The sequence below is a fragment of the Bradyrhizobium sp. P2_E8 genome (genome assembly GCF_056403875.1).
This window is the reverse complement of the sequence record NZ_JBFUES010000054.1, coordinates 1-15,563: the sequence shown is the minus strand read 5'-3', so window position 1 is coordinate 15,563 and position 15,563 is coordinate 1. Positions and strand designations below refer to the sequence as shown.

Here is a 15,563-nt window from a genome sequence, read left to right as displayed (position 1 = left end):
CCGCAGTCGAGCGCGCCCCTGAAGATGAAGGGAAAGCAGAGAACGTTGTTGATCTGGTTGGGATAATCGGATCGTCCCGTGCCGATGATCGCATCTGGACGAACCGCCAGCGCATCTTCCGGCATGATTTCCGGAATCGGGTTGGCCATGGCAAAGATCAGGGGATCCCGGGCCATCCGCTTGATCATGTCTTGCGTCAGCACCTTGCCGGCTGACAGGCCGAGAAAGATATCGGCGTCCTGGATAATCTCGTCGAGCGTTCGCGCCTGCGTTTTCACCGCATAACGCGCCTTGTTCTCGTCCATGCCTTCTGTGCGGCCGGCATAGACGACGCCTTTCGCGTCCGTGACGATGATACGGTGCTGCGGAAGACCGAGGCTGACGATGAGATCAAGACACGCCAGCGCGGCAGCGCCGGCGCCGGAGCATACCAGCTTCACGCCGGCGATGTCCTTCTTGACCAGCTTCAATCCGTTGAGGATTGCCGCCGCAGCGATGATCGCGGTACCGTGCTGGTCATCGTGAAAGACCGGAATCTTCATGCGCTYGCGGAGCTGCTGTTCGATGTAGAAGCATTCCGGCGCCTTGATGTCCTCCAGGTTGATGCCGCCGAAGGTCGGCTCCATCCGGACGATGGTTTCGATCAGCGCGTCGGGGTCCTCCTCGGCGAGCTCGATGTCGAAGACATCGATGCCGGCGAACTTCTTGAACAGGCACGCCTTGCCTTCCATGACGGGTTTGCCAGCCAGAGCGCCGATATTACCAAGCCCAAGCACAGCGGTGCCGTTGGTGACGACGGCCACCAGGTTGCTGCGCGCGGTCAGCTGGTCCGCCTGTGACGCGTCCTTGGCGATAACAAGACAGGGCTCCGCGACGCCAGGCGAATAGGCCAGCGACAGATCGCGTTGCGTCGCCATCGCTGTGGTCGGCACGACCGAAATCTTTCCCGGCCTCGGCAGGCGATGATATTCGAGTGCGGCTTCCCTCAGATCCTGGTCCATCCTATTCCCCGTTCTTACGCTTGTTCGATGGGCGGATATGCCCCTATCGCCTTCGGCAGGTCGATCTCAGGTGCTTCCGCCACGCGCCCGCATCGCGGCCATTCCCTCGTCGAAACGCCGCCGCAATATGTCGATCGTCTGCTTCTGCTGTTCGGTTGCGGTCTCGGCGAGCTGCCGCATGTTGGCGAGCGCCGTCTCGAAGCCCTGTCGTGCGATCTCGGCGCGCCTTCCCGCCGCGGTCTCGTTGCCTGCCTCGGCCGCGATCGCCGTCATCGTTTCCTGAAAGAACTCCGCCTGTCGCGCCATCAGGTTTCGCCAGCTCTCATAGGCCGAGCGGTTGACCTCGATCAGGGCGTCGATGTTCTTCTTCTCCATATCGAGCAACGCCTTCATATCGACGCCGCTGATCTGGCAGGATTCGATGAGCTTGGCGATGTCGAGCCCCGGGAGGCCCCAGTCGGCAGCTCCTGTGTTCGGTTTGCTGTCGGACATCTCTCTCTCCCTCATTGGTCGTTACTGCTCCGCTTGATTGGGCGGGATCGGCGCGGGTCGTCCCTCAGCATCCAGTGCAACGAAGGTGAAGATTCCCTCCGTCACCTTCACACGTTCCCCCAGGCGCCTGCGCAGCGCCCAAGCCTCCAGGCGGATCGCCAGCGACGTGCGCCCGATACGCTCGGGCGACGCGTAAACGCACAGGACATCCCCCACATGGACCGGCTTGATGAAATGCATCGCCTCGATCGCCACCGTGGCGACACGCCCTTGCGCGCGCTGGCCGGCATGGATGCCGCTCGCGATATCCATCTGCGAAAGCACCCAGCCGCCGAAGATATCGCCGCTCGGATTGGCGTCCGCCGGCATGGCGAGCGTTCGTGTCGTGAGGTCCCCTCGTGGATGGATTGACATCGCGGTCGCTCAAGCCATGTGTTGGCCGCCATTCGCTGAAATCGTCGAGCCGGTGATGAAGCCGGCATCATCAGAGGCCAGAAACACGACCACTCGCGCGATCTCATGCGGCTCGCCCAAACGGCCGACCGGGATCTGCGGCAGGATGTTCTTGGCCACCACGTCCGGGTTGATCGCCTTGACCATCTCGGTTGCGATATAGCCCGGGCAGATCGTGTTGACCGTGATCCCGGCCCGCGCGCCCTCCTGGGCCAACGCTTTGACGAAGCCGATGTCACCCGCCTTCGCGGCGGAGTAGTTGACCTGGCCCATCTGGCCCTTCTGGCCGTTGATCGAGGAGATGCAGATCACCCGGCCGAACTTGCGCTCGCGCATGGCTTCCCAAACCGGCCGGGTCATGTTGAAGAGCGAGTTCAGGTTGGTGTTGATGACCGCGTACCATTGCTCTGGCGTCATCTTGTGGAACATTCCGTCCTTGGTGATCCCGGCGTTGTTGACGAGCACGTCCACCGGTCCGAGGTCCGCTTCAACCTGTTTCAGGCCGGCGGCGCAGGCCTCGTAGCTCGACACGTCCCATTTGTAGACGTTGATGCCGGTCTCGCTCTTGAACCTGGCGGCCGCTTCGTCATTGCCTGCATAACTCGCAGCCACCCTGTAGCCGGCCGCCTTGAGTGCAACCGAGATTGCTTCACCTATGCCGCGCGTTCCGCCGGTCACCACCGCAACCCTGGACATGATCCTCTCCTGATCCTGATTGGTTCGTCTTGTATTCGCTCGGCTCTCGCGAGCCTTGGTCCCTCGCGGACGGCGAGCGCCCTCCGCGCCACATTGCGGCTTACGCCTGGCCTAGCGCTCGACCGTCAGAGCGACGCCCATGCCGCCGCCGATGCACAGTGTGGCGAGGCCTTTCCTGGCGTTGCGTTTCTGCATCTCGAACAGCAGCGTCGTCAGCACGCGCGCTCCGGAGGCGCCGATCGGATGACCGATGGCGATCGCGCCGCCGTTGACGTTCACGATCGACGGATCCCAACCCATGTCCTTGTTGACGGCGATCGCCTGYGCCGCAAAGGCTTCGTTCGCCTCGACGAGATCGAGATCCTTGACCTTCCAACCGGCTTTCTCGAGCGCCTTGCGCGAAGCAGGGATCGGGCCGGACCCCATCACCGCCGGGTCGACGCCCGCGGTGGCCCACGAGACGATCTTTGCGAGCGGCGTGAGACCGCGCCTTCTGGCTTCATCCGCGCTCATCAACACCAGGGCAGCCGCGCCATCGTTGATGCCCGAGGCGTTGCCGGCGGTCACGGAGCCTTCCTTGTTGAAGGCGGGCTTCAGCTTGGCAAGCGCGTCCTGCGTCGTGCCGGGGCGGATGTATTCGTCCTGATCGACGACGACGTCGCCCTTCCGGGTCGTGACGGTGACGGGAACGATCTCGTCCTTGAACCGGCCGGCCTTCTGGGCGTCCTCGGCCTTGTTCTGCGAGGCGGTAGCGAACGCATCCTGCTCTTCCCGGGTGATCTGCCATTTGGCGGCGACGTTCTCGGCGGTGACACCCATGTGATAGCCTTGGAACGCATCCAGCAGGCCATCCTTCAGCATGGAATCGACGAACTTGACGTCGCCCATCTTGGTGCCGTTGCGCAGGTGCGACAGGTGCGGGGCCATCGACATGGACTCCATGCCGCCCGCGACGATGACCTTGGCATCGCCGTTGGCGATCTGCTGCAGGCCGAGCGCGACCGAGCGCAGGCCCGAGCCGCAGAGCTGGTTCATGCCCCACGCCGTCTTCTCCTGCGGAATGCCGGCTGCCATGGCGGCCTGCCGTGCCGGATTCTGCCCCTCACCGCCGGCGAGGACCTGGCCGAGAATGATCTCGTCGACCTCTTCAGGGGCGACTTTGGCGCGCTCGAGGGCGCCCTTGATCGCCACAGCACCGAGCTCGTGCGCGGTGAGCGAGCCGAATGCTCCGTTGAATGAGCCAACCGGCGTACGCGCCGCAGAAACAATTACTACGTCCGTCATGATCAATTCCCCGTTCTCTTCTGATTTGAACGAATGGCCATTTACGCCGCGCCGCCGTCAGAAACCTCGTCCCTCGGTGACGGCGGTCTCGAAGTCCGTTGGATCGATGTCCCGCTCGAGCCCGGCACGCAACTTATCGCGGTCGAGCTCGCCCTCCCACCACGCCACCACCACGCAGGCGACGCCATTGCCGCAGAGGTTGGTCAGCGCCCGGCATTCGCTCATGAACTTGTCGATGCCGAGCACGATTGCCATGCCGGGGAGCAGCTCGGGCCGGACAGCCGCGAGCGTGCCTGCGAGCGTGATAAAGCCCGCACCCGTGATGCCCGAAGCACCCTTGGAGGTCAGCATGGCAACGACGAGGATCGTCATCTGTTCGCCGAAAGAAAGTTCGACGTTCATCGCCTGGGCGATGAAGAGCGTCGCCAGCGTCATGTAGATATTGGTGCCGTCGAGGTTGAAGGAGTAGCCGGTTGGCACCACCAATCCGACGACGGATTTGGAGCAGCCGAGCTTCTCCAGCTTCTCCATCATTTGCGGAAGCGCGCTCTCCGAGGACGAGGTGCCGAGCACGATCAACAACTCGTCCTTGATGTATTTAAGGAACTTGAAGATCGAGAAGCCGGCGATACGGGCGATGATCCCGAGCCCAACGACCACGAACAGAAACGCAGTGAGATAGAAAGTCGCGATCAGGCCGGCGAGATTGCCGAGCGCCTGGGGGCCATAGCGACCGATCGTATAGGCCATCGCACCAAAGGCACCGATGGGCGCGACCTTGACCACGATCGAGATGACGCCAAACATCGCGTGGGCGACATCGTCCACGAACGAGCGGACGGTATGAGCCCGCTCGCCGAGCCCCATCAGCGCAAACCCGAACAGGATGGCGAACAGTAGGACCTGCAGAATCTCACCTTGCGCGAATGCCCCGACTACCGTGTCCGGGATGATGTGGAGGACGAAGTCCACCGACTTCATCTCGCTCGCCTGCTTGGCGTAGCCGGCGACAGCTGCAGCGTTCGACTGCCCCTGGAAACCCGCTCCCGGATGCAGCACGTTGGCGACGATCAGGCCCAGCGCCAGCGCAAAGGTCGACACAACCTCGAAATAGATCAACGCCTTGACCGCGACCCGGCCAACCTTCTTGACCTCGGAAATGTGGGCAATGCCGGAGACGACCGTACAGAAGATGATCGGCGCAATGGCCATCTTGATGAGCTTGACGAAGCCGTCGCCCATCGCCTTGATCCAGTCGTTCTTGCCGAGATCCGGCCAAAGCCAGCCGACGATGACGCCGAGCACGATCGCCGCAAGAACCTGAACATAGAGAACCCGGTAGAACGGCTTCTTTTGCGTCGCAGCTATCGCTCCGGACGCCGCGGTGGTCGCTACAGACATGTGTCTCCTCCCTGATCTCGCTGTGTCCTGCGTTAGCAGGCCGCGCTATTTCTTCTTCTGCGGCGGCAGATCGGTGCAGTGGCCCTCAAAGACCTCCGCTGCCATTCCGATGGACTCGCCGAGCGTCGGATGCGGATGAATGGTCTTGCCGATATCGGCCGGCTCACACCCCATTTCGATCGCAAGGCAGACCTCGCTGATCAGATCGCCCGCATGCGTGCCGACGATCCCGCCGCCGATGACGCGATGCGTCGCTGTGTCGAACAGCAGCTTCGTGAAACCCTCGTCGCGGCCATTGGCGATGGCGCGGCCGGACGCCGCCCAGGGGAATACCGATTTGCCAAACCTGATGCCCTCGGCCTTGCACTCGTCCTCGGTCTTGCCGGCCCAGGCGACTTCGGGATCGGTGTAGGCAACGGACGGAATCTGCCGCGCATCGAAACACGACTTCTCGCCGTAAGCCACTTCCGCGGCCACATGGCCTTCATGCACGGCCTTGTGCGCCAGCATCGGCTGCCCCACGATGTCGCCAATGGCAAAAATGTGCGCCACGTTGGTGCGCATCTGCTTGTCGACGTCGATGAAGCCTCGATCGGTCACCGCAATACCGGCCTTCTCGGCGCCGATATTCTTGCCATTCGGGCTTCGGCCGACCGCCACGAGAACGAGGTCATAGACCTGCGGCTCGGCAGGCGCCTGCTCGCACTCAAATCGCACCTCGATCCCGGCCTCGGTCGCCTTCGCGCCGACCGTCTTGGTCTTCAACATGACCTTGTCGAAACGGCGCGCGTTCATCTTCTCCCAGACCTTGACCAGGTCGCGGTCGGCTCCCAGCATCAGGCCGTCGAGCATCTCGACGACATCGATGCGCGCACCGAGCGTCGAATAGACCGTCGCCATTTCGAGTCCAATGATGCCGCCACCGATCACCAGCATGCGCTTGGGGATCGATTTCAATTGCAACGCGCCGGTCGAATCGACGACGCGCGAGTCCTCGGGCAGAAACGGCAGCTTCACAGCCTGGCTGCCGGCGGCGATGATGGCCTTGGCGAACTTGATCGTTTTCTTGCCGCCCGCCGAGACAACTTCGAGATGATGCGGATCGAGGAAAGCACCGATGCCGGTCACGACCTCGACCATGCGGGCCTTCGCCATGCCAGCGAGACCGCCAGTCAGCTTCTTGATCACGCCGTCCTTGAATCCGCGCAGCTTGCCGAGATCGATCTGCGGCGTGCCGAAGGAAATTCCATGATCAGGAAGATGCTTGACCTCGTCGATCACGGACGCCGTGTGCAGCAGCGCCTTGCTCGGGATGCAGCCGACATTAAGACACACGCCGCCGAGCGTATCGTAACGCTCGACCAGCACCGTCTTCATGCCGAGGTCGGCAGCGCGGAAAGCGGCCGAGTAGCCACCGGGACCGGCGCCCAGCACCAGCATGTCGCATTCGATATCGGCTTTGCCGGAATAGGACGCGGCGGAAGGCGCGGCTAATGGCGGACCGGGGGCTGCGGCCGGTGGCGACGCTGGTGCCGCCTTCGGCGCAGCCGCCGCGCTCTCTGCCTCCAGCACAAGGATCAGCGATCCTTCGCTCACCTTGTCGCCGGTCTTGACCTTCACGTCCTTGACGACGCCGGCGTGAGAGGATGGGATCTCCATCGACGCCTTGTCGGACTCGACCATGATGAGGCTGGTGTCGACCGCCACGGTCTCGCCCGGCTTTACCATCACCTCGATCACCGCAACGTCCTTAAAGTCGCCGATATCCGGGACCTTGACCTCGATCTGAGCCATGCTGCTCCCCTCCCGATCTCAGAACAGCACGCGCCGGAGATCGGCGAGCACGCTAGCGAAATAGACGTTGAAGCGCGCAGCCGCCGCACCGTCGATCACGCGGTGATCCCAGGACAGCGACAGCGGCAAGGTCAGACGCGAGGTCCAGGTCTTGCCGTCCGCCGAATGCTGCTTCCAGTAGCCCTTGCAGACCCCCATGATCGCGACTTCCGGCGCATTGATGATCGGCGTGAAGTAAATGCCGCCGATGCCGCCGAGCGACGAGATCGAGAAAGTGCCGCCTTGCATCTGGTCCGGCTTGATCTTGCCCTCGCGCGCAAGCTTGGCGAGCCCGTTCATCTCGTTGGCGATCTCCGGCACCGACTTCTTGTCGGCGTCGCGGATGACAGGCACCATCAGTCCGTTCGGCGTGTCCGCTGCAAAGCCAATGTGCCAGTAATTCTTGTAGACCAGCGTGTCGCCGTCGAGGCTGGCGTTGAATTCCGGAAACTTCTTCAACGCCGCAACGGCCGCTTTCATCATGAACGGCAGCAGCGAGAGCTTGACGCAGCTCTTCTCCAGCTCCTTGTTCATCTTGACCCGAAACTGCTCGAGTTCGGTGATGTCGGCCTCGTCATGGGTGGTGACGTGCGGAATGACGACCCAGTTGCGATGCAGATTGGCAGCCGAGATCTTCTTGATGCGGCCGAGCTCCTTGCGCTCGACCGGCCCGAACTTCGCGAAATCGATCTTGGGCCAGGGCAACAGATCGATGCCGCCGACGCCGCTTCCGCCTGCTGCCGCAGCCTGCGACTTGGCGAGCGCAGCCCCGCCCCTGGCGAAGGCCTCGACGTCCTCGCGCTGGACGCGGCCGTGATTGCCTGTACCCTTGACCTTGCCGAGATCGACGCCGAGTTCGCGCGCCAGCTTGCGGACTGCGGGTCCCGCATAGGCGAGCACAAAGGCTTTCTCGTCCACCGCACCGGCCTGCGCCACGGAGGCCGCAGCAGGCGCCGTTGACGCGGGTGTCGGCGCAGCGGCTGCTGACGCGGCCGCCGCTCCCTCGCTGGTTGCGAGCACGAGAATGACCGCGCCCTCGCTGACCTTGTCGCCGGTCTTCAGCTTGATCTCGCGCACGGTACCCGAGAGCGGCGCCGGTACTTCCATCGTCGCCTTGTCCGACTCGAGCGCAATCAGCGGATCCTCCGCCTTCACGCTGTCGCCCGGCTTAACGAAGATCTCGATGACCGGAACGTCCTTGAAGTCGCCGATATCAGGAACACGCACTTCGGCGACGCCGGCCGGCGCGCTGACGGGCGACGGCGGAGCGCTGACGACCGGCCGCGCCTCGGCCTGCTCGGCGCCGGCGCCCTCGAATTGCACGATCACCGTGCCTTCGCTCACCTTGTCGCCGATCTTGACCACCACCGACTTCACCACGCCTTCACGCGACGACGGCACCTCCATGGTCGCCTCGTCGGATTCCAGCGCAACCAACGGATCTTCGGTCTTTACCCTGTCGCCCGGCTTGACGAAGATCTCGATCACCGGGACGTCCTTGAAGTCGCCGATGTCGGGAACCTTGATGTCGATCAGACCACTCATCGCTCTGCCCTCGGCTCGCTGTCTCACACGGTCCACGGCGCAGCCCGCCCGGCGTCGATTTGGTACCTGGCGATGGCCTCCGCGACGACGGCTGGCTTGATCGTGCCTTCGTCGGCCAGCGCCTTGAGCGCGGCGATCGCGACGTAGTGCCGGTCGATCTCGAAGAATTTGCGCAATTTCACGCGATAGTCGCTGCGGCCAAAACCGTCCGTACCGAGCACGACGTAGCGGCGTCCGGCCGCCTGCACATATTCGCGGATCTGGTCGGGGTAGTTGCGCATGTAGTCGGTCGACGCGACGACCGGGCCCGGATGCGCTTCGAGCTGCGCTTCGACCCAGCTCTTGCGGCGCGGCTCCGTCGGGTGCAGCAGATTCCACCGTTCCGCGGCCATGCCGTCGCGACGCAGCTCGTTGAAGCTCGTCGCGCTCCACACGTCCGCCGTCACGCCGAAATCCGCCTTGAGCAGATCCGCCGCCGCGATCACCTCGCGCAGGATCGTGCCGGAGCCGACGAGCTGGACGCGCAGTCCCTTCTTCGCCGTCTCACCGCCGTTCCTGAGGAGATAGAGTCCCTTGAGGATGCCTTCTTCCGCTCCCTTGCCCGCTTCGGCGAGCGAAGGGTGCTGATAGTTCTCGTTCATCAGAGTGATGTAGTAGTAGACGTCCTCCTGCGCCTCATACATGCGGCGCATGCCCTCGCGCACGATGGTCACTACCTCATAGGCGAAGGTCGGGTCGTAGGAGATACAGTTCGGGATGGTGCCGGCAAGCACGTGGCTGTGGCCGTCTTCGTGCTGCAAACCTTCACCGTTGAGGGTGGTACGGCCGGCGGTGCCGCCGAGCAGAAATCCCCGCGCGCGCATGTCGCCCGCGAGCCAGGCGAGGTCGCCGACGCGCTGCAGGCCGAACATCGAGTAGTAGATGTAGAACGGAATCATCGGCACGTCGTTCGTCGAGTAGGACGTCGCCGCGACGATCCAGCTCGACATCGCGCCGCCTTCGTTGATGCCCTCCTGCAGAACCTGCCCGGTCTTGTCCTCGCGGTAGTACATGAGCTGGTCGGCATCCTGGGGACGGTAGAGCTGGCCGACCGACGAATAGATGCCGAGCTGGCGGAACATCCCCTCCATGCCGAAGGTACGGGATTCATCAGGCACGATCGGCACGATGTGCTTGCCGATCGCCTTGTCGCGCACCAACGTGCCCAGCATCTGCACGAAAGCCATCGTGGTCGAGATTTCGCGATCGCCGGTCGCGTCGAGCAGCCGCTGGAACGTCGACAGCGGTGGAATTTGCAAGGAGGCGGATTTGCGCCGGCGCTGCGGCAGGCTGCCGCCAAGCTTCTCGCGCTGGGCGCGCAGATATTTCATCTCCGGACTGTCTTCCGCCGGACGGATGAAGGGCACCTTGGCCAGCTCATCGTCGCTGACGGGCACCTGGAAGCGGTCGCGGAATCCGCGCAGCGCGTCCTGCGTCATCTTCTTGGCCTGATGCGCGATCATCTGGCCTTCGCCGGACTCGCCCATGCCGTAGCCCTTGACGGTCTTGGGCAGAATGACCGTCGGCTGTCCCTTGTGGTTCACCGCCGCGGTATAGGCCGCGAACACCTTTTCCGGATCGTGACCGCCGCGAGCGAGCTGCCAGATCTCGTCGTCGCTCATGTCGGCGACGAGTTGCCTCAGTTCGTCGTACTTGCCGAAGAAATGCTCGCGGATATAGGCGCCGCTCTTGCTCTTGAAATCCTGGTACTCGCCATCGACGCATTCCTCCATGCGCTTCAGCAGCAACCCGCTCTTGTCGTTCGCCAGTAGCCGATCCCAGCCTGATCCCCACAGCACCTTGATGACGTTCCAGCCGGCGCCGCGGAAAACGCTTTCGAGCTCCTGAACGATCTTGCCGTTGCCGCGCACCGGACCGTCGAGCCGCTGCAGGTTGCAATTGATGACGAAGATCAGATTGTCGAGGCTCTCACGGCCAGCAAGCGAGATGGCGCCGAGCGACTCCGGCTCGTCCGTTTCGCCGTCGCCCATGAAGGCCCAGACCTTGCGGTTGGAGGTCTCGGCGAGCTTGTGGTTCTCCAGATATTTCAGGAACCGCGCCTGATAGATCGCCATCAGCGGCCCCAGCCCCATCGACACTGTCGGGAATTGCCAGAAATCCGGCATCAGCCATGGATGCGGATAGCTCGACAGGCCCTTGCCGCCGGTCTCCTGCCTGAAGCCGAGGAGTTGATCCTCGCTCAACCGCCCTTCGAGAAAGGCGCGCGCGTAGATGCCGGGCGAACAGTGGCCCTGAACAAAGATCAGATCGCCGCCGTGCGATTCCGTCGGTGCATGCCAGAAATGACCGAAGCCGATATCGTAGAGCGTGGCGGCGGACTGGAAGCTCGCGATGTGACCGCCGAGCTCCGAACTCTCCTTGTTGGCGCGCAGGACGACGGCGAGAGCGTTCCATCGAATGATCGAACGCAGCTTGTGCTCGATGGCGCGATCACCCGGCAGCGCCGGCTGTTGATCCAGCGGAATCGTGTTGCAATAGGGTGTTGTCAGCGTCTGCTGAATGGCGAGGCCGCTACCACGCGCGGCAGCAATGACAGCGTTGACGACGAACTCAGCGCGCTCACTGCCGCGGTGACCTCGGATCGCCGACAAGGCATCCAGCCACTCCCCGGTTTCCTGCGGATCCAGATCATGCGCGTCCGCGAATGTCATTACTCTCTCCCTTGCATGCCAAGCCGAAGTCAGGCGTCATTGTTCATTGCGCCGCCGCCTCGAGGCGGAAGCGTGCAATTGCCACGCAGGCGATATCGCCCGTCGCTCTAGGTTAAAGATGGAGTGCTGGCTGGCATTCGAACGTTCCCCTCGCCTTACTTGTTCAGAGCTGCTTATTCTTTTGCCGTCATCTAAGCAGCATTCGTGCCAGACCTCGAAAGGGTCGACCGATCGCGCACATACCCTTAATTTTACTCAGGATTGTCGGTCACCAGCCCAACCGCGGCGATATGATCTGCCGGCACTTGTCTGAAGCTCCGGAAAACGAGCTGCCGGTTCCGCCCGAAAGATCGGATCGTTCAACCTGTCCAGCAAACGCGGGCGTTGCCGACAGAAGCGGAAGCCGATCACAAGCGCCCGGGACGACGGTCCGCAGGCGCGCGTGACGATCGATTTGACTAACTCGGTTCGAACAACGAATGTCTGCGGCCGGACGGCCCTTCCAGATTTCCCGCACGTCAGTTCGCTAGCGTTGATACTCTGCGCCTTTGTCTTCGCTTCTCGCGCAACACGAGGTTGACCAAATGACCGTCATACTCGATCTCCTCAACAAAGATCCGCGCGCGAAGCTGCGACTGGACACGCCGCGCCACCCCGAGAAGGTGAACCGTCCGGAGACGCCCCTGCGGAGCAAGCCGGCATGGATCCGCGTGAAGGCCCCGGGCTCAGACGCCTGGGCCGAGACAAGACGCATCGTGCGCGAGAACCAGCTCGTAACCGTGTGCGAGGAAGCGTCCTGCCCGAATATCGGCGAGTGCTGGGCGAGGAAGCACGCGACCTTCATGATCATGGGGGATACTTGCACGCGCGCCTGCGCATTCTGCAACGTGCGGACCGGCCTTCCCGGCCCGCTTGACGCCAATGAACCCGCCAAGCTCGCCGAAGCTGTTGCGAAGCTTGGGCTCGAGCACGTGGTCATCACGTCGGTCGATCGCGACGATCTTGCCGATGGCGGGGCGGCGCATTTCGCCGCGGCCATCGCCGCAATCCGCGCAGCAAGCCCGGGCACCACAATCGAAATCCTGACGCCGGATTTTCTGCGCAAGCAGGGCGCGCTCGAAGCAGTCGTGGCAGCGAAACCCGATGTGTTCAATCACAATCTCGAGACGGTGCCGTCGAAATATCTGACCGTGCGCCCGGGAGCGCGCTATTTTCATTCGGTCCGCCTGCTGCAGCACGTGAAGGAGCTCGATCCGCAGATATTCACCAAATCCGGGATCATGGTTGGCTTTGGCGAGGCCCGGAACGAGGTGCTGCAATTGATGGACGATTTGCGCTCCGCAGACGTCGACTTTCTGACCATCGGTCAGTATCTGCAGCCCACTCGCAAGCATCACCCTGTCGTTAGCTTCGTGTCGCCCGACGAGTTCAGCGCCTATGAGAAGACCGCTTGTGCCAAGGGCTTTTTGCTCGTATCTGCGACGCCGTTGACGCGTTCTTCCCATCACGCCGGCGAGCATTTCCGCAAACTGCGCGCGAGCCGGCGCGACTAGCGTGCCGCCGCGCCTGCTACTGCAATTTGCGGCGACTGCGCAAATCGCGGGGATGGCGTAAGGATTAGTGAGAAAGAGTAGAAGGCCTCCGCAAAGACGGCCTAGCCGGACTTGCCCAGCGCTTTCAGGATAAAGCGAATCTGGCTGCGCAGGCCTGCTTCGGTATCTTCGCCGTGCTGAACGCAGTGCTGGATCAGAATCGGATGAATGAATGGCATGAACGCGGCCCTGACCGCTCGCGCGGCTTCCGCGGCATCTTCGACATCGAACTCGCCCGCTTCGATGCCCTCGCGTATGATCGCTTCGAAGATCGTCACCATCCGTTCGATGTGCGCCTTGACGATCGGCCAATTCTCCAGCGTGGCGACGACGATCAACTCGTACATGGGCCTTGCGTTGACCAGCATCATCTTGTTGTGGTGGTGAACGGCAGCCAGGAGCTGATCGAGTTTCTGAATGGCCGGCGCGTTGGCACGTGCAATCGCAGAGGCCATTTCGGCAACCTCGTCCACAACGCGCCCGCAGATGGATTCGTTGATCGCATCCCTGGAGGGAAAGAAGCGGTAGATATTCGCCGGGCTCATGCCGAGTTCGGCGGCGATGTCGGCCACCGACGTCCTGTGGTGACCGACGCGGCGAAAGCGCTCTTCCGCTGCTCCCAGGATGCGGGCGCGGGCCTCGTCGGACCCTTTCCCCATTCGGACCGGACGATCCATTGGATCAACAGAGCCTTACTCGGCGGCCAATGCTGGTCGCAAGTCCGGGTTCTCGCGCGAGACATCGTGCATATCATCTGCGGTCGGCTTGATCCGGAACCACGCGGCATAGAGCGCAGGAAGGAACAGCAGAATCAGAACCGTTCCGACCGCGGTGCCGCCGATCAGCGTGTAGGCCATCGATCCCCAGAACACGGAATGCGTGAGCGGGATAAAGGCCAGCACGGCAGCAAGTGCGGTCAGGATCACGGGCCTCGTGCGCTGCACCGTAGCCTCGATCACCGCGTGATAGTCATCGAGGCCGGCGGCGAGGTTCTCCTTAATTTGCTCGGTCAAGATGAGAGTGTTGCGCATCAGGATGCCCGCCAGTCCGATCAGGCCGAGAATCGCGTTGAACCCGAACGGCTGGTTGAAGATGAGCAATGCCGGCACGACGCCGACGAGACCGAGCGGTCCCGTCAGTACGACCATCGCCATCGTCGAGAAGGATCGCACCTGCAGCATGACGACAATCAGCATGGCAGCAATCATGGCCGGAAAGATCGTCGCCAACGCGTCGTTGGCCTTGGTCGCCTCCTCGATCGATCCGCCCAGCTCGATGCGATAGCCGGCCGGAAGGGATGCGATCAGCGGCTGAAGAGCCGTCTTGATCTCCTTGGAGACCTCCGGAGGTTGGGTCGCCTCATTGATATCAGACCGAATGGTGACGACCGGTGTGCGATCGCGGCGCTTCAGAATCGGCTCTTCAAGTCGGACTTCCGAATGGCCGACTTGATCGAGCGGAATCGAGCGGCCATCCCGGCTCATCAGCGAGAAATCCGCCAATCGCGCCGGATCCAGCCGCTCGCCGCCGGCGCTGCGCGCCACGATGGGGACATTGCGGATGTCCTCGCGGACCTGCGTCACGGCGATGCCGGTGAGCAGGAACTGGAGTTGACGGCCGACCTCGGCCGGCGAAAGGCCGATGAGGTTCAATCGATCCTGATCCGGGATGAAGCGAAGCACGGGCGTGCGGTTGCCCCAATCGCGATTTGCCTGCCGTACGTCGGGAACGCCGCGCATGACTTCAAGAGCCTTCTGAGAGATGGCGTACAATTGAGCGGGATCTGGCCCCATCACACGAAACTCCACCGGGAACGGCGTATAGGGTCCGAACACGAGCTGTGTGACGCGCACGTTGGCCTCAGGTGCAAGGCCCTGTGACACGGTCTGCCGGAGCCGGTGCTTCAAAGCCTCCCGTGCCTCGGCGTCCGGTGTCAGCACGACGATCTTGGCGAAGCCCGGATCGGGCAGCTCCGGCGCCATCGCGAAGAAGAAGCGCGGCGCTCCCTGACCGACATAGCTCGTGATGATCTTGGCCTCGGGTTGATCGTGCAGCCAAGCCTCGAGCTTCTCGACGGCAGCCGTCGTCGTCTCGATGCTGGTGCCTTCCGGCAGACGAACCTCCACCAGCACTTCCGGGCGGTCGGAGGTCGGGAAGAACTGCTGCTTGACGCCACCCATGCCGACGACGGAAAGCGCGAAGGCGACGGCGACGATGCTGCAGGTCAGGAACTTGTGGCGGACGGCGAAGGTGATGAGGCCTCGCAGGCGCTGATAGTTGGGCGTGCCGTAGATCGCGTGGTGACCGCCTTCGACCGGCTTGATCGCGGGCAGCATCTTGACGCCAAGATATGGCGTGAAGACCACCGCGACGATCCAGGAGACGATAAGGGCGAACCCCACGACCCAGAAGATGTTGCCGGCGTATTCGCCGGCGGTCGAGCGCGCGAAGCCCACCGGCAGGAAGCCCGCGATCGTCACGAGTGTTCCGGACAGCATCGGCGCCGCCGTGTGGCTCCAGGCGTAAGCGGCCGCCGAGATGCGGTCCATGCCCTC

General features: G+C 62.9%; 12 protein-coding genes. 1 reads left to right on the top strand and 11 read right to left on the bottom strand.

Annotation, left to right across the window (positions count from 1 at the left end):
* The 9 genes from AC1D00_RS05105 to aceE form a co-directional block, all read right to left on the bottom strand.
* Nucleotides 1–1,001, bottom strand: a 1,001-nt coding sequence (locus AC1D00_RS05105) for a malic enzyme-like NAD(P)-binding protein (RefSeq protein WP_477009905.1), incomplete at its 3' end; no start/stop codon positions are given.
* Nucleotides 1,002–1,067: 66 nt separating this feature from the next.
* A complete protein-coding gene (gene phaP / locus AC1D00_RS05100; RefSeq protein WP_477009904.1) occupies nucleotides 1,068–1,493 on the bottom strand; it encodes a TIGR01841 family phasin in 426 nt (141 codons plus the stop codon).
* A gap of 21 nt (nucleotides 1,494–1,514) precedes the next feature.
* The gene (locus tag AC1D00_RS05095; RefSeq protein WP_477009903.1) at nucleotides 1,515–1,862 is read right to left on the bottom strand and encodes an acyl-CoA thioesterase; all 348 of its coding nucleotides are present in this window, start codon (nucleotides 1,860–1,862) and stop codon (nucleotides 1,515–1,517) included.
* Nucleotides 1,863–1,916: 54 nt separating this feature from the next.
* Entirely contained in the window at nucleotides 1,917–2,642 is a 726-nt protein-coding gene (gene phbB, locus AC1D00_RS05090; protein WP_025575055.1) for an acetoacetyl-CoA reductase, read from the bottom strand.
* A gap of 111 nt (nucleotides 2,643–2,753) precedes the next feature.
* Entirely contained in the window at nucleotides 2,754–3,926 is a 1,173-nt protein-coding gene (locus AC1D00_RS05085; protein ID WP_477009902.1) for an acetyl-CoA C-acetyltransferase, read from the bottom strand.
* Nucleotides 3,927–3,983: 57 nt separating this feature from the next.
* Nucleotides 3,984–5,327 carry a C4-dicarboxylate transporter DctA gene (locus AC1D00_RS05080; protein WP_025575051.1) on the bottom strand — a complete coding sequence of 448 codons (1,344 nt, stop codon included), beginning with the start codon at nucleotides 5,325–5,327 and terminating at the stop codon, nucleotides 3,984–3,986.
* Between the two features lie 45 nt (nucleotides 5,328–5,372).
* Nucleotides 5,373–7,121 (bottom strand): dihydrolipoyl dehydrogenase, encoded by a 1,749-nt coding sequence (gene lpdA / locus AC1D00_RS05075; RefSeq protein WP_025575050.1) that lies wholly within the window; start codon nucleotides 7,119–7,121, stop codon nucleotides 5,373–5,375.
* An 18-nt stretch (nucleotides 7,122–7,139) separates the two neighbouring features.
* Complete coding sequence (locus AC1D00_RS05070) at nucleotides 7,140–8,705, bottom strand: dihydrolipoyllysine-residue acetyltransferase (RefSeq protein WP_477009901.1); 1,566 nt, start codon at nucleotides 8,703–8,705, stop codon at nucleotides 7,140–7,142.
* Between the two features lie 23 nt (nucleotides 8,706–8,728).
* Complete coding sequence (gene aceE / locus AC1D00_RS05065) at nucleotides 8,729–11,416, bottom strand: pyruvate dehydrogenase (acetyl-transferring), homodimeric type (protein WP_025575046.1); 2,688 nt, start codon at nucleotides 11,414–11,416, stop codon at nucleotides 8,729–8,731.
* Nucleotides 11,417–12,000: 584 nt separating this feature from the next.
* Between aceE and lipA the strand changes: the two genes are divergently transcribed.
* Nucleotides 12,001–12,969, top strand: a complete 969-nt coding sequence (gene lipA / locus AC1D00_RS05060; RefSeq protein WP_477009900.1) for a lipoyl synthase — start codon at nucleotides 12,001–12,003, stop codon at nucleotides 12,967–12,969.
* Between the two features lie 101 nt (nucleotides 12,970–13,070).
* Here lipA and AC1D00_RS05055 read toward each other — a convergent pair whose 3' ends face one another.
* Nucleotides 13,071–13,685 (bottom strand): TetR family transcriptional regulator, encoded by a 615-nt coding sequence (locus AC1D00_RS05055; protein WP_025575043.1) that lies wholly within the window; start codon nucleotides 13,683–13,685, stop codon nucleotides 13,071–13,073.
* A gap of 15 nt (nucleotides 13,686–13,700) precedes the next feature.
* Nucleotides 13,701–15,563 (bottom strand): efflux RND transporter permease subunit (locus AC1D00_RS05050; protein WP_477009899.1); only part of this gene is annotated, 1,863 nt, incomplete at its 5' end.

What these genes read in the sequence shown, in the direction of transcription:
- phaP (WP_477009904.1), bottom strand. Translation starts at nt 1,493, where the DNA reads ATGTCCGACAGCAAACCGAACACAGGAGCTGCCGACTGGGGCCTCCCG.
- AC1D00_RS05095 (WP_477009903.1), bottom strand. Translation starts at nt 1,862, where the DNA reads ATGCCGGCGGACGCCAATCCGAGCGGCGATATCTTCGGCGGCTGGGTG.
- phbB (WP_025575055.1), bottom strand. Translation starts at nt 2,642, where the DNA reads ATGTCCAGGGTTGCGGTGGTGACCGGCGGAACGCGCGGCATAGGTGAA.
- AC1D00_RS05080 (WP_025575051.1), bottom strand. Translation starts at nt 5,327, where the DNA reads ATGTCTGTAGCGACCACCGCGGCGTCCGGAGCGATAGCTGCGACGCAA.
- lpdA (WP_025575050.1), bottom strand. Translation starts at nt 7,121, where the DNA reads ATGGCTCAGATCGAGGTCAAGGTCCCGGATATCGGCGACTTTAAGGAC.
- AC1D00_RS05070 (WP_477009901.1), bottom strand. Translation starts at nt 8,705, where the DNA reads ATGAGTGGTCTGATCGACATCAAGGTTCCCGACATCGGCGACTTCAAG.
- aceE (WP_025575046.1), bottom strand. Translation starts at nt 11,416, where the DNA reads ATGACATTCGCGGACGCGCATGATCTGGATCCGCAGGAAACCGGGGAG.
- lipA (WP_477009900.1), top strand. Translation starts at nt 12,001, where the DNA reads ATGACCGTCATACTCGATCTCCTCAACAAAGATCCGCGCGCGAAGCTG.
- AC1D00_RS05055 (WP_025575043.1), bottom strand. Translation starts at nt 13,685, where the DNA reads ATGGATCGTCCGGTCCGAATGGGGAAAGGGTCCGACGAGGCCCGCGCC.